At 61.6% G+C, this 13,804-nt stretch carries 13 protein-coding genes and 1 pseudogene; 4 read left to right on the top strand and 10 right to left on the bottom strand.

Features of this window, described 5'->3' with window-relative positions; translation table 11 throughout:
- Positions 1-9 precede the first annotated feature (9 nt).
- Positions 10-246, bottom strand: coding sequence for a hypothetical protein (locus tag M1B34_RS18860; RefSeq protein ID WP_123336501.1), 237 nt, complete (start codon positions 244-246; stop codon positions 10-12).
- Between the two features lie 172 nt (positions 247-418).
- On the opposite strand from M1B34_RS18860, the gene M1B34_RS18855 reads away from it, so the two are divergent.
- A complete protein-coding gene (locus M1B34_RS18855; protein WP_123336499.1) occupies positions 419-883 on the top strand; it encodes an outer membrane lipoprotein in 465 nt (154 codons plus the stop codon).
- 67 nt (positions 884-950) lie between these two features.
- On the opposite strand, the gene nhaA is transcribed toward M1B34_RS18855, so the two are convergent.
- Complete coding sequence (nhaA, locus tag M1B34_RS18850; RefSeq protein ID WP_268265932.1) at positions 951-2,138, bottom strand: Na+/H+ antiporter NhaA; 1,188 nt, start codon at positions 2,136-2,138, stop codon at positions 951-953.
- 291 nt (positions 2,139-2,429) lie between these two features.
- On the opposite strand from nhaA, the pseudogene M1B34_RS18845 reads away from it, so the two are divergent.
- A pseudogene (locus tag M1B34_RS18845) lies at positions 2,430-3,523 on the top strand (PLP-dependent cysteine synthase family protein).
- A gap of 101 nt (positions 3,524-3,624) precedes the next feature.
- On the opposite strand, the gene M1B34_RS18840 reads toward M1B34_RS18845, so the two are convergent.
- The 3 genes from M1B34_RS18840 to M1B34_RS18830 form a co-directional block, all read right to left on the bottom strand.
- Positions 3,625-5,238, bottom strand: a complete 1,614-nt coding sequence (locus tag M1B34_RS18840; RefSeq protein WP_268265931.1) for an NAD(P)/FAD-dependent oxidoreductase — start codon at positions 5,236-5,238, stop codon at positions 3,625-3,627.
- Positions 5,239-5,347: 109 nt separating this feature from the next.
- Positions 5,348-6,031: a COG3650 family protein gene (locus M1B34_RS18835; protein WP_123336491.1), complete on the bottom strand. Its 684-nt coding sequence runs from the start codon at positions 6,029-6,031 to the stop codon at positions 5,348-5,350.
- A gap of 101 nt (positions 6,032-6,132) precedes the next feature.
- Complete coding sequence (locus M1B34_RS18830) at positions 6,133-6,732, bottom strand: short chain dehydrogenase (RefSeq protein ID WP_123336489.1); 600 nt, start codon at positions 6,730-6,732, stop codon at positions 6,133-6,135.
- A gap of 104 nt (positions 6,733-6,836) precedes the next feature.
- Here M1B34_RS18830 and M1B34_RS18825 point away from each other — a divergent pair, with 104 nt between their 5' ends.
- On the top strand, positions 6,837-7,745 hold the full coding sequence (locus M1B34_RS18825) for a LysR family transcriptional regulator (RefSeq protein ID WP_268265930.1): 909 nt from the start codon (positions 6,837-6,839) through the stop codon (positions 7,743-7,745).
- 90 nt (positions 7,746-7,835) lie between these two features.
- Here M1B34_RS18825 and M1B34_RS18820 read toward each other — a convergent pair whose 3' ends face one another.
- The 5 genes from M1B34_RS18820 to M1B34_RS18800 form a co-directional block, all read right to left on the bottom strand.
- Positions 7,836-8,537, bottom strand: a complete 702-nt coding sequence (locus M1B34_RS18820; RefSeq protein WP_123336485.1) for an ABC transporter ATP-binding protein — start codon at positions 8,535-8,537, stop codon at positions 7,836-7,838.
- On the bottom strand, positions 8,538-9,305 hold the full coding sequence (livG, locus tag M1B34_RS18815) for a high-affinity branched-chain amino acid ABC transporter ATP-binding protein LivG (RefSeq protein ID WP_123336483.1): 768 nt from the start codon (positions 9,303-9,305) through the stop codon (positions 8,538-8,540). It abuts the gene before it with no gap.
- Positions 9,302-10,558, bottom strand: coding sequence for a high-affinity branched-chain amino acid ABC transporter permease LivM (locus M1B34_RS18810; RefSeq protein WP_123336481.1), 1,257 nt, complete (start codon positions 10,556-10,558; stop codon positions 9,302-9,304). The genes livG and M1B34_RS18810 overlap by 4 nt, the downstream gene beginning before the upstream one ends.
- Complete coding sequence (gene livH, locus M1B34_RS18805; RefSeq protein ID WP_123336478.1) at positions 10,555-11,478, bottom strand: high-affinity branched-chain amino acid ABC transporter permease LivH; 924 nt, start codon at positions 11,476-11,478, stop codon at positions 10,555-10,557. Before livH ends, M1B34_RS18810 begins: the two co-directional genes overlap by 4 nt.
- Before the next feature lie 230 nt (positions 11,479-11,708).
- On the bottom strand, positions 11,709-12,836 hold the full coding sequence (locus M1B34_RS18800; protein WP_123336476.1) for a branched-chain amino acid ABC transporter substrate-binding protein: 1,128 nt from the start codon (positions 12,834-12,836) through the stop codon (positions 11,709-11,711).
- Between the two features lie 349 nt (positions 12,837-13,185).
- On the opposite strand from M1B34_RS18800, the gene M1B34_RS18795 reads away from it, so the two are divergent.
- Complete coding sequence (locus tag M1B34_RS18795; protein WP_123336474.1) at positions 13,186-13,491, top strand: DUF2288 domain-containing protein; 306 nt, start codon at positions 13,186-13,188, stop codon at positions 13,489-13,491.
- Positions 13,492-13,804: the final 313 nt, after the last annotated feature.

The following is a 13,804-nucleotide window of genomic DNA, read 5'->3' as shown; positions in this document are numbered from 1 at the left end:
GTTGCAGTGTCATTCGCCGGGATAACCGGCCGCAGCGGCCTTGAGCCACTGCGGCAGGTCCCGGCGTTTTACTTTCTGCCGATGGGCCGAGGCCAGTTGTTGCAGCATGAACTGCTTCTTCCCCTCGTCGGCGCCGGCCAGCGACAAGGCCAGGTCGCGATCCATCCAGCGCTTGATGCGGACATACAGCCAGCCGTGAAAATACAGGCCGGCCAGGGTAGTGGCGACGATGATGAAGTAGTCCATGGAAATCCTTTCGGCGGAGTGCAGCCTTGTAAATTAGCGCTAAGGTTTTGAGCGTTCTTGGCGTTTGTGCAGTCTGTACTTAGGCTGAATGAAAACAATTTTATCCGGGCCATGCCGTGACAGGTATCAAGCTGCGGAGTTTAATGTTCGTCTGTCCTTTGGAGTTGATCCTATGCGTAAGTCTGTTCTGCTGGTTGCGTCCTTCACCACGATGGCGATGTTGCTCGGTGGCTGTGCCTCGAACCTGACCGGTGACTCTTACTCCCGTGATGAAGCGCGTCGGGTTCAGAGCGTCCGCCTGGGTACCATCGAATCCTTGCGTCCGGTGAAAATCGAAGGCACCAAGACCCCAATCGGCGGCGCTGCAGGCGCCGTGATTGGTGGCGTGGGCGGCAGTGCTATCGGCGGCGGCCGTGGCAGCATCGTTACCGCGGTGATCGGCGCGGTGGCCGGCGGCCTGCTGGGCTCGGCCACGGAAGAAGGCCTGACCCGCACCCAAGGCGTGGAAATCACCGTCCGTGAAGACGACGGCGGTATTCGTGCCTATGTGCAACAGGTCCAGGAAAACGAAGTGTTCCGCGTCGGTGAGCGTGTGCGCATCATGACCGTGGATGGCACAAGTCGCGTTTCCCACTAAGCCTTCAGCGCTTAAAACAAAACCCCGACCAGGCAACTGGTCGGGGTTTTGTGTTTTCAGGCCTGGATCAGGAAGCCAGGCTGTTGTTCTTGCGGCTGGCGGCGGCGGTCACCGCATAACCGATCAAGGCGGCGAACAAGGAACCGGTGAGGATCCCCATGCGGTCCATGCCCGCGTAATCGCTGCTGCCCGGGACAAAGGCCAGGGAGCCGACGAACAAGCTCATGGTGAAGCCGATCCCGCAGAGGATCGCCACCCCCAGCACCTGACCCCAATTGGCGCCGCTGGGCAGGGCCGAGAGGCCGCTCTTGACTGCCAGCCAGGTCAAGCCGAAGACCCCCACGGTCTTGCCCAGCAGCAGGCCGATGGCGATGCCCATCGGCACGGCGTGGGTGAAGCTTTCGAGGGTTACGCCGCTCAGGGACAGCCCGGCGTTGGCGAAGGCGAACAAGGGCAGGATGCCGTAAGACACCCAAGGGTGCAGGGCGTGTTCCAGGCTACGCAGTGGCGAGGGCTCGGCGTTTTTGGTGCGCAGCGGAATGCAGAAGGCCAGGGTCACGCCGGCCAGCGTCGCATGCACCCCACTCTTGAGTACGCAGACCCAGAGAATCAGGCCGATGATCATGTAAGGCCCGAGCTTCACCACCCCCAGGCGATTCATCGCCACCAGGGCCGCCAGGCACGCGGCCGCCAGCATCAGCGACAAGGTCGACAGGGCACCGGAATAGAAGATCGCGATGATCACGATGGCCCCCAGGTCATCAATGATCGCCAGGGTCATCAGGAACAGCTTCAGCGACACCGGCACCCGTTTGCCGAGCAAGGCCAGCACACCAAGGGCGAAGGCAATGTCCGTGGCGGTGGGAATGGCCCAGCCGTTCAGGGCTGGCGGGTTGTCGCGGTTGAGGAACCAATAGATCAGCGTCGGCACCAGCATCCCGCCGATGGCCGCCGCACCGGGCAGGACAATCTGCGAAGGCTTGGACAGGTGGCCTTCCAGGACCTCCCGCTTGACCTCCAGGCCGATCAGCAGGAAGAACAGGGCCATCAGGCCGTCGTTGATCCACAGCAACAGCGGCTTGGCGATTTTCAGGGCGCCGATCTGGGCCACCACCGGGGTTTCCAGCAATCCGTTATAGAGCCAGGACAGCGGCGAGTTATTGATGATCAGGGCCAGCACAGCGGCGGCAATCAATAGCAGGCCGCTGGCAGCTTCCATGGCAAAGAAACGAGTGAAAGTGCTACGCAGAGGCAAGGTCGCTCTCCCCAAAAGCTAAAAAGATGGCACACCCTAACCCGTACTCTTAGTTGTTAAAACAAAAATTATATTCTTTTTTGTTATAAGCAGGGTCCAGAGGGTCTGTTGAAAAAGCCCGTCGGCAGTTGTGTTGCCAATTGCTTCCTAGCTGTACCTGTGAGGGGCCGAAGATATTTCCTAAGATGTCCGCCCACAGCCTTTTCGGCCCCGGTTTATGGGATGTTGCAGGCATTGCGGACCGTCCATTTTTGCGCGCCCGTGTGGCGCCCAGCCAAGTGAGTAGTGAGCATGAGTGATTCGCGTCAATGGGCCCGCGAGGCTATCCGCATCATCGAGGCCGACTTCCAGCGCAGCGCCGACACTCACCTGATTCCGTTGCCATTGCCGGGCCTGCCGGGCATCGAGCTGTACTTCAAGGACGAGTCGAGTCACCCCACCGGCAGCCTCAAGCACCGCCTGGCGCGGTCGTTGTTTCTCTATGCCTTGTGCAACGGCTGGCTCAAGCCCGGCGCGCCGGTGATCGAGGCATCCAGCGGTTCGACGGCGATTTCCGAAGCCTATTTTGCGCGCCTGCTGGGCTTGCCCTTTATTGCGGTGATGCCGGCCAGCACCTCCCAGGAAAAGATCGCCCAAATCGCTTTTTACGGTGGGCAAAGTCACCTGGTGCAGGACCCGACGCAGATCTACACCGAGTCCGAGCGTCTGGCCCGTGAAAGCGGCGGCCACTTTATGGACCAGTTCACCTACGCCGAACGGGCCACCGACTGGCGGGCCAACAACAACATCGCCGAGTCGATTTTCCAGCAGTTGCGCTGCGAGCGTTATCCAGAGCCCAGCTGGCTGATTTCCAGCCCGGGCACCGGTGGCACCACCGCCACCCTGGGCCGTTATGTGCGTTATCGCCAGCATCGCACTCGCGTCCTGTGCGCCGATGCCGAGCGTTCGGTGTTCTTCGATTACTACCAGAGTGGGGACGCCAGCCTGCGCCTGGACTGCGGGTCGCGCATCGAGGGGATCGGCCGGCGCGGGTGGAAGCGTCGTTCCTGCCCAAAGTGATCGATGCCATGGTCAAGGTGCCGGACGCCCTGTCGCTGGCGGCCATGCATTACCTGGCACAACGCCTGGGACGCCGGGTCGGCGGCTCCAGCGGGACCAACCTGATTGGCGCGCTGATGGCCGCGCAACAGATGGCGGCGGCGGGGGAGTCGGGGTCGATCGTGGCGATCCTATGTGACGGCGGCGAGCGCTATGCGACCACCTACTACGATGAGCAGTGGCTGGCGGGGCAGGGCTATGAGTTGAGCGGGTTGATCGCCGAGGTGGCAGCCAGTGTGGAGCGGGGCGCGGTATTGCCGGCCAGCGTATTGCGCGCTGGCCTCTGAATACAACTGTAGGAGCCGGCCTTGCCGGCGATTCAGCCTTGAGCCATGTATCGCTCTGGGGGGCGCTATGGCCGGCGAGCCGGCTCCTACACAAGCCAGGTTTAGGCTTCGATGCCGAGGATGCTGCGGGCCACGGCTTCGGCGATCCGAATTCCGTCCACACCGGCAGAGAGAATCCCTCCAGCGTAACCAGCGCCTTCTCCGGCCGGGAACAGGCCTTTGACGTTGAGGCTCTGCATCGTTTCGTCACGGGTGATGCGCAGTGGCGATGAGGTGCGGGTCTCGATGCCGGTCAGCACCGCGTCGTGCAAGGAGTAGCCCTTGATCTGACGCTCGAAGGCCGGCAGTGCCTCACGAATGGCCTCAATGGCGAAGTCCGGCAAGGCCAGGGCCAAATCGCCCAGGGCCACGCCCGGCTTGTAGGATGGCTCGACGCTGCCCAGTGCCGTCGACGGCTTGCCGGCGATAAAGTCGCCCACCAGTTGTGCCGGGGCCTCGTAGTTGCTGCCGCCGAGGACAAAGGCGTGGGATTCCAGGCGCTCTTGCAACTCGATCCCCGCCAGCGGGCCATCCGGGTAATCCACTTCAGGGGTAATGCCAACCACGATGCCTGAGTTGGCATTGCGCTCGTTGCGTGAGTACTGGCTCATGCCGTTGGTCACTACCCGATTCGGCTCGGACGTGGCCGCTACCACCGTGCCACCTGGGCACATGCAGAAGCTGTAGACCGAACGGCCGTTTTTCGCGTGGTGCACCAGTTTGTAATCGGCGGCCCCGAGTTTCGGGTGGCCGGCGTACTTGCCCAGGCGCGCGCTGTCGATCAGCGATTGCGGGTGCTCGATACGGAACCCCACCGAGAACGGCTTGGCCTCCATGAACACGCCCCGGCCGTGGAGCATGCGGAAGGTGTCCCGAGCGCTGTGGCCGAGGGCCAGGATCACGTGCCGGGAGAGCAGTTGTTCGCCGCTGTTGAGGGTCACGCCGCACAGTTGGCCGTCTTCGATCAGCACGTCGGTGACCCGCTGTTCGAAGCGCACTTCACCGCCCAGGGCAATGATCTGCTGGCGCATGTTCTCGACCACGCCGGTGAGGCGGAAGGTGCCGATGTGCGGTTTGCTGACGTAGAGGATTTCTTCCGGCGCGCCGGCTTTGACGAACTCGTGGAGGACTTTGCGGCCGTGGTGTTTCGGGTCCTTGATCTGGCTGTAGAGCTTGCCGTCGGAGAAGGTCCCGGCACCGCCTTCGCCGAACTGCACGTTGGACTCGGGGTTGAGCACGCTTTTGCGCCACAGGCCCCAGGTGTCTTTGGTGCGCTGGCGCACTTCCTTGCCACGCTCGAGGATGATCGGTTTGAAGCCCATCTGCGCCAGCAGCAGGCCGGCGAAAATCCCGCACGGGCCAAAGCCGACGACGATCGGGCGCTGCGCCAGGTCGGCCGGGGCCTGGCCCACGACTTTGTAGCTGACATCCGGTGCCGGGTTGACGTTGCGGTCGTCGGCGAAGGTTTTCAGCAGCTTGGCCTCGTCGCGCACGTCGAGGTCGATGGTGTAGATAAAGCACAGCTCCGAGGACTTCTTGCGGGCATCGTAGCTGCGCTTGAACAAGGTGAAATCGAGCAGGTCATCACTGGCGATGCCCAGGCGCTGCAGGATCGCAGGGCGCAGGTCTTCTTCGGGATGGTCGATCGGCAACTTGAGTTCGGTGATTCGTAACATGACAGGATCCGGTTCGCGGGACGCACCAATGCGCCAGGGCGTTTTTCGAACCGGCGATTATAAGCCGCAATCCTGAGTTGCCGTGAGGTTAAAACGGTTGCCCGTCGACTCAGTCGTTGCGTGAGCCGCCGAAATAGCCGCAGCCCCGCTGTACCTGGCCGTTGACCCGCAGTTCGGCGGTCAGGTGCTGCACGCTGCCGGTCTTACTGTCGATGCAGCGTTGCGGGGCGACCCAGAGTTCGACGTGCTGGTTGTTGGCTTCGCTGCTGAGGTTGAAGCGGCCATCGCCCAGTTGTTCTTCCAGATAGGGCAGGGCCAGGGCCGGCTGGCCGGTACGCTCGATCACCATGCCTTTGGTGCTGACGTCGACGCTCCACTCTGGCTCATGGCCGCTGGCGCGCAGGATCAGGCGTTGGAAGGTCGGGTCGTTGCAGGCGTTGCTGGTGCGTTCGATGCGATACAGCTGGCTCACTTGCAGCTGGCCATCGCTGCCAGCGAGCGGTTTGGCGTCGAGCTTGCCGCGCAGGTCGGCGAACAGGGTGCCCTGTTCATCAGCCAAGGCCGCGGCTTGCTGCAGCACGCTGGTGTCGCCGCTGTCCTTGAGGGCATAGCGCCGCTGTTCACCGCAGGGCTTGAAGAGCAGTTGGCCGTCGGCGGCGCTGAGCTCGCCTTGCAGACGCGTCATGCCGGCGAGCGATGGCGCCTGGGCCTGGTTATTCAACAACGGCAGCATCTGGCAACCGGCAAACAGGGGCAGCAGGGCAACACACAGCAGGGAACGGACGGCGCGCATCAGGGGGTCTCCAGGCAAGTGCCGCCACGTTACGCAGCCTGGGCGCCCACCACAACCCCACGGACGACCCATGTTGGCGCCGGAGGCCGGCGCCATGCCGATCAGCCGACGTGATAGGTCTGGCCGGTCTGCAACCCTTCCACGCTTTTGGCGTAAGCCAGGGCCACGTCTGCCGCCAGCACCGGCTTGAAGCCGCGAAAGTACGGGGCATAGCTGCCCATGGCTTCTTCCAGCACCGTGGGGCTGACGCTGTTGACCCGCAGGCCACGGGGCAACTCGATGGCCGCCGCGCGGACGAAGCTGTCCAGCGCGCCGTTGACCAGGGCCGCCGAGGCGCCGCTGCGGATCGGATCATGGCTGAGCACGCCGCTGGTGAAGGTGAATGAGGCGCCATCGTTGGCGAACTCGCGGCCGATCAGCAGCAGGTTGACCTGGCCCATCAGTTTGTCCTGCAAGCCCAGGGCGAAGTGCTGTTCGGTCATGTCCCCCAGCGGAGCGAAGGTCACGTTGCCAGCGGCGCAGACCAGGGCATCAAAGCGGCCGGTCTGCTCGAAGAGGCGGCGGATCGAGGCGCTGTCGCTGATGTCCACCTGGAACTCGCCGCTGCTGCGGCCGATACGGATGACGTCGTGACGCTGGGAAAGCGCTTGGTCCACCGCTGAACCAATGGTGCCGGCCGCGCCGATCAATAGAATCTTCATGCTGTTGTCCTCAGACGGGGAAATGAGGTTGCAGTCTAGGGTGGTTTTTTCTGTTGATTAACGCGCTAATGGGCAACCTTTGGTTTTCAAATGGAAACAATCGCATGAGCGAAATGGATGACCTGGCGGCCTTTGCCGTGCTGATGGACGCCGGCAGCTTCACCCTGGCGGCCCAGCAATTGGGCTGCAGCAAGGGCCAGTTGTCCAAGCGCATCAGCGCCCTGGAAGCGCGGTTCACGGTGCGGCTGTTGCAGCGCACCACCCGCAAGCTGAGCCTGACCGCCGCCGGTGCGGCCTTGCTGCCTCAGGCCCAGGCATTGGTGGTGCAGGTGCAGCGAGCCCATCAGGCCCTGGCCCGGCTCAAGGAGGAGATGGTCGGCCCGGTGCGTCTGACGGTGCCGGTGTCACTGGGGGAGACGTTTTTCGATGGCCTGCTGCTGGAGTTTTCTCGGCATTACCCCGAGGTGCAGATCGAGCTGGAGCTCAACAACAGCTACCGCGACCTGTCCCGGGATGGCTTTGACCTGGCGATTCGTTCCGAGGTGGCCAATGACGAGCGCCTAGTGGCCAAGCCGCTGCTGGCCTGGCACGAGATGACCTGCGCCAGCCCGGCGTACCTGGAGCAATACGGCGAGCCGCTGGTGCCCAAGGCCCTGGCCGAGCACCGTTGCCTGCTCAACAGTCACTACAGCGGGCGCGAAGAGTGGCTGTACCACCAGCAGCACGAATTGCACCGGGTGCGGGTGTCCGGCCCCTTTGCCAGCAACCACTACAACCTGTTGAAAAAGGCCGCGCTGGTGGGCGCCGGCATCGCGCGCCTGCCGTCCTACATGGTCCATGCCGAGTTGGCTGATGGCCGCCTGCGCTGGTTGTTGCGCGACTATCAGACCCGCAGAATGCCGATGTACCTGGTGCACCCGTACCAGGGCGGTTTGCCCAGGCGCACCCAGGTGCTGGCGGATTACCTGATCGGCTGGTTCAAGCGCAGTGGCGAGGCCCTGGATCGCCTCTAGGGCTGTGTGGCTCTGGCGCATTTGCCACGAGCCAGTGGAATCGAGAGCAAAAAAAACGGCCCGCAGGCCGTTTTTTCGTGTCACCAGTGCTTAGCCGCCCAGATAGGCTTCGCGCACTTTTGGATCGGTCAGCAAGGCTTCACCAGTGCCCTGCATCACCACCCGGCCGTTTTCCAGCACGTAGGCGCGGTCAGCGATTTTCAACGCCTGGTTGGCGTTCTGCTCCACCAGGAACACCGTCACACCGTCCTTGCGCAGCTGTTCGATGATGTCGAAGATCTGCTGGATGATGATCGGCGCCAAGCCCAGGGAGGGCTCGTCGAGCAGCAACAGCTTGGGCTTGCTCATCAGCGCGCGGCCGATGGCGAGCATTTGCTGTTCGCCACCGGACATGGTGCCGCCGCGCTGGCTGAAGCGTTCCTTGAGCCGTGGAAACAGGTGCAGCACCTTGTCCATCTGCTCCTGGTAGTCGCCTTTTTCAGTGAAGAACCCGCCCATGGCCAGGTTCTCCTCCACGGTCAGGCGAGCGAACACCCGACGGCCTTCCGGCACCACGGCAATGCTCTTGCGCATGATCTGCGCCGAGCTTTGCCCCACCAGTTCCTCGCCCAGGTAGCGGATGCTGCCGCTGTGGGCTTGCGGCGAACCGCAGAGGGTCATCAGCAGGGTGGATTTGCCGGCGCCGTTGGCCCCGATCAGGGTGACGATTTCGCCCTGGCGGATCTCCACGTTGACGCTGTGCAGGGCCTGGATCTTGCCGTAGAAGGTGGAAACGTTTTCGAATTGCAGCATTTACGCTTCCCCCAGGTAGGCTTTGATCACTTCAGGATTGTCGCGGATCTGCTCCGGCGTGCCGTCGGCCAGGGGCGTGCCCTGGTTGATCACGACGATGTGGTCGGAAATGCTCATGACCAGTTTCATGTCGTGTTCGATCAGCAGCACGGTGACGTTGTGCTCTTCGCGCAGCACGCTGATCAGCGCCTTGAGGTCTTCGGTTTCCTTGGGGTTGAGGCCGGCTGCCGGCTCGTCGAGCATGAGGATCCGCGGGCGGGTCATCATGCAGCGGGCGATTTCCAGGCGGCGTTGCTGGCCGTAAGCCAGGGTCCCGGCAGGGCGGTTGGCGAATTCCCGCAGGTTGACCTTGTCCAGCCAGTACTCGGCGTACTCCATGGCTTCGCGCTCGCTCTTGCGGAACGCAGGGGTCTTGAACAGACCGGCCAGGAAGTTGGTGTTGAGGTGCCGATGCTGGGCGATCAACAGGTTCTCGACCGCCGTCATGTCCTTGAACAGGCGCACGTTCTGGAAGGTCCGCACCACGCCTTTGCGGGCGATCTCATGCCCGGCCAGGCCTTCGATGGCTTGGCCATCGAGGAGGATGCTGCCCGCGCTGGGCTTGTAGAAACCGGTCAGGCAGTTGAACACCGTGGTCTTGCCGGCGCCGTTCGGACCGATCAGCGCCACCACTTGTTTTTCCTTGACGGTCAGGGCCACGCCGTTGACCGCCAGCAGGCCACCAAAGCGCATGCTCAGGCCCGTTACTTTGAGGATCTCACGGCTCATTTGCGCAGCTCCATGTGAGGACGTTGCATGGGCAGCAAGCCTTGAGGACGCCAAATCATCATCAGCACCATCATGGCGCCGAACATCAACATGCGGTATTCGCTGAATTCACGCATCAGCTCCGGCAACAGGATCATCACGATCGCCGCCAGGATCACACCCAACTGTGAACCCATGCCGCCCAGTACAACGATGGCGAGGATGATCGCCGACTCGATGAAGGTGAACGATTCCGGGGTCACCAGGCCTTGGCGCGCGGCAAAGAAGCTACCGGCAAAACCGGCGAACGCGGCGCCCAGGGTAAAGGCCGAGAGCTTGATGACCGTGGGGTTCAGGCCCAGGGCACGGCAGGCGATCTCGTCTTCACGCAGGGCTTCCCAGGCACGGCCGATGGGCATGCGCAGCAGGCGGTTGATGACGAACAACGCCGCCAGCGCCAGCAGCAGGGCCACCAGGTAAAGGAAGATCACCTTGTTGATCGAGTTGTACTGCAGACCGAAGAACTCGTGGAAGGTCTGCATGCCTTCGGCGGCCTTGCGCTCGAACGTCAGGCCGAAGAAGGTCGGCTTTTCGATGTTGCTGATGCCGTTGGGGCCGCCGGTGAGATCGGTCATGTTGCGCAGCAGCAGACGGATGATTTCACCAAAACCCAGGGTCACGATCGCCAGGTAGTCACCGCGCAGCCGCAATACCGGGAAACCCAGCAAGAAGCCGAAGGTGGCCGCCATCAAGCCGGCAATCGGCAGGCAGATCCAGAAGCTCAGGCCGAAGTAGTGCGACAGCAGCGCATAGCTGTAGGCGCCCACCGCGTAGAAGCCGACGTAACCCAGGTCCAGCAGGCCGGCCAGACCGACGACGATGTTCAGGCCCAGGCCGAGCATCACGTAGATCAGGATCAGCGTGGCAATGTCCACCGCACCGCGGGAGCCGAAGAACGGCCAGATCAGTGCCGCGACGATCAACGCGAGGATGATCCAGCGCTGGGTCGTTGGCAGGGTCAGGAAGTTGCTGGCCTTGGCCGGGATCAACGGCATGTTGGGCGAGGATTTCCAGGCCGCGCTGATCTGCTGGTTGAACAGCACCCGCAGGAACATCAGCACCGAGCAGATCGCGATGATCGCCAGGGTGGTGTTGCTGGTGTTGTGGACTTCCAGGTTGATGCCGACGATGGTCAGTTTCAGGCCCAGTACCGGGTAGGCAACGGCCCAGACCAACAAGGCGCTGAACAGCGCCGATTTAAGATTCCTAGTCATACTTTCTCAACCTCCGGACGGCCCAGAATGCCGGTCGGCCGGAACAACAGCACCAGAACCAACAAGCCGAACGCCACGACGTCCTTGTACTGGTCGCCGAAGATATCGGCGCCAAAGGCTTCGGCTACCCCCAGCACCAGCCCGCCGAGCATGGCGCCCGGAATGCTGCCGATGCCGCCCAAGACCGCTGCGGTGAAGGCCTTGAGGCCCACCAGGAAGCCGGCGTTGGGGTTGATCACGCCGTACTGCATGCTCAGCAGCACCGCTGCTACAGCGGCCAGCGCGGCACCGACGACGAAGGTCAGGGCGATGATGTTGTTGGTGTTGATGCCTAGCAGGTTGGCCATCTTGATGTCTTCGGCGCAGGCGCGGCAGGCACGGCCCAGGCGAGAACGGGAGATGAACAGAGTGAGGCCGAGCATGGCGACCAGGGTCACCACGAACACCACGATTTGCATGTAGGAAATCAGCACTTCATGTGCCCCGCCTGGCCCGATGGAGATGTTGCCCGGGATCAGGTTGGGGATGGACTTGTCCTTGGAGTCTTGCGCCAGCAAAACCGTGTTTTGCAGGAAGATCGACATGCCGATGGCAGAGATCAGCGGGATCAGGCGGTTACTGCCACGCAAGGGGCGGTAGGCGATCCGTTCGATGCTGTAGCCGTAGGCACTGGTGACGACGATGCTGGCGATAAAGGCGGCGGTCATCAACAGCGGCACACTGTCGAGTCCCATCATGGCCAGCCCGGCAATGGCGATGAACGCCACGTAGGAGCCGATCATGTACACCTCGCCGTGGGCGAAGTTGATCATTCCAATGATGCCGTAAACCATCGTATAGCCGATGGCGATCAGGGCATACGTGCTGCCAACGGTCAGACCGTTAACCAGCTGTTGGAAAAAGTGATAGATGTCAGGCATTACAAGCTCCTAAAAACCTGATACGCATTTCACTGGTGGAGTCATTTTCCCGCTCAGGCCCCGTGGATCTGCACCCACTTCGAGCTGAGTTTTGCCAGCGAACCGCTGATGACGGTTTTGAGATTTTCAGGTGGGAAGGCCCCGGATCACGGAAGCACGGCCCAGTACATTCGTAAAACAAAGCCCACGGCACGCCGTGGGCTTTATTGGCAGTCGGTCAGGACCGAACCTTACTGAGGCGAGGCTTCGGTTTTAGGTTTGCCGAAGTGCCACTCGTAGACCACGAATTTGAAGTCTTTCAAGTCACCCTTGGCGTCGAAGCTCAGGTCGCCAGTAGGTGTCTTGAAGGTGCCGGCGTGGATGGCTTCAGCCACTTTGCCAGCGTCTTCGCTCTTGGCCGCAGTGATGCCGCCAGCGATGACTTCAACGGCCGAGTAGGCCGGGAATACGAACGGACCGCTTGGGTCTTCCTTCTTGGCCTTGAAGGCATCCGCCAGGGCGACGTTGGCCGGGTCTTGGTCGAAGGATTTCGGCAGGGTCACCAGCAGGCCTTCGGACGCGTCCTTGGCGATCTGCGAGATGGAGTCGTTACCCACGCCTTCCGGACCCATGAACTTGGCTTTCAGGCCTTTTTCCTGGGCTTGGCGCAGGATCAGGCCCAGCTCTGGGTGGTAGCCGCCGTAGTAGACGAAGTCGACGTTGGCTTGCTTGAGCTTGGCGATCATCGAGGAGAAGTCTTTGTCGCCGGCGTTGATGCCTTCGAACACGGCAACTTTGGTGCCTTTCTTCTCAAGGGTCTGCTTCACGGCGGTGGCGATGCCTTCACCGTATTGCTGTTTGTCGTGCAGGACGGCAACGATTTTCGGCTTCACGTGGTCGGCGATGTAGTTGCCGGCAGCTGGGCCTTGGGCGCTGTCCAGGCCGATGGTGCGGAACACCATTTTGTAACCACGGGCGGTGATGTCCGGGCTGGTGGCAGCCGGGGTGATCATGATCACGCCTTCATCTTCGTAGATGTCGGAGGCCGGCTGAGTGGAGCTGGAGCACAGGTGGCCGACCACGAACTTGACGCCGTCGTTGACCACTTTGTTGGCCACGGCTACGGCTTGTTTCGGATCACAGGCGTCGTCGTATTCAACAGCTTCGAGTTTCTTACCGTTGACGCCGCCCTTGGCGTTGATTTGTTCGATGGCCATTTTTGCGCCACTGAATTGCATGTCGCCGTATTGGGCTACAGGGCCGGTCTTAGGGCCGGCAATGCCGATCTTGATGGTGTCAGCTGCGAACGAATGGCTGGCAACCCCGGCCAGAACCATAGCGGCAAACAGTTTGGAAATCTGCTTAGTAGCCTTATTCATAGTGCTCCACTCTTACTGTTGTATTTTTTATAGTCCTGGCGGCCAAAGTCGCAGAACCGGGTCAGATAGTTCTTTATTAACCCCGGAAATGCCCCTGGCAACTGTACCGGTACAGTGTAGAGCGCCGGTCGTTCGCTTGAAAAGCTGGCTGCTGGGGGCAAAAACGTGGGGTGTCGCTTTATTGAAAGAAAAAGTCAGAATTGCGGCGGGATTTTGCTGGGCATAACGGCCTGTTCAACGGCAATCCTTGGCTTTCCTACGCTTCTCTATCGATGACGCCATTGCATCTGGGTTTTTCTGCCAGAACCGCGACGTTATGATTGCGCCGATTTCTTTTCTGGACAGACCCATGAACCAAGAACCTAGCACCCTCTATGCCAAGCTGCTTGGTGAAACCGCATCAATTTCCTGGAAGGAGTTGGAGCCGTTCTTCGCCAAGGGTGCCCTATTGTGGGTCGATCCCACGCTGGATCTGATCGAAGCGGCGCAGGCCGTGGCCGAGAACGAAGCCGAGAAAGTGGCGGCCTGGCTGGCCGACGGGAAGTTGGAGAAGCTGTCTGCGACGCGGGCGCTGGATCTGCTGGAGCGTGATCCACAGTTGTGGGCGGTGGTGGTTTCGCCGTGGATTATGGTCCATGAGCGGGCGTCTGCCTGATCGGTTGCGCCTTTTTGGTGCGTGATTTTCGCCGTTAAAAGTGTGTAGCCGAGTAACCGCCGCGAGCATGATGGCAACTTGCCGTGGAGAAAGGCCCCATCAGATTTTTCCGCCTGGGTGACGTTTGCGGAAGGGGAACAGTTGAGTGGCCCGCCCCGGGCGTTCCAATTGTTTCGTGATGTGAGCAAACGCCCTGCATGTGCCTACCCATTGGCCAGGCGACAGGGCTTCTTCATTTCTGCGGACGTCATCGCTGGCAAGCCAGCTCCTACAGGTGTGTTGGCGACGCACCCGTGTAGGAGCCGGCTTGCCG

This window comes from Pseudomonas morbosilactucae, assembly GCF_023241715.1.
Taxonomy (GTDB): domain Bacteria; phylum Pseudomonadota; class Gammaproteobacteria; order Pseudomonadales; family Pseudomonadaceae; genus Aquipseudomonas; species Aquipseudomonas morbosilactucae.
The sequence above is the reverse complement of the archived record's forward strand: the minus strand, read 5'-3'. Positions and strand labels throughout refer to the sequence as shown.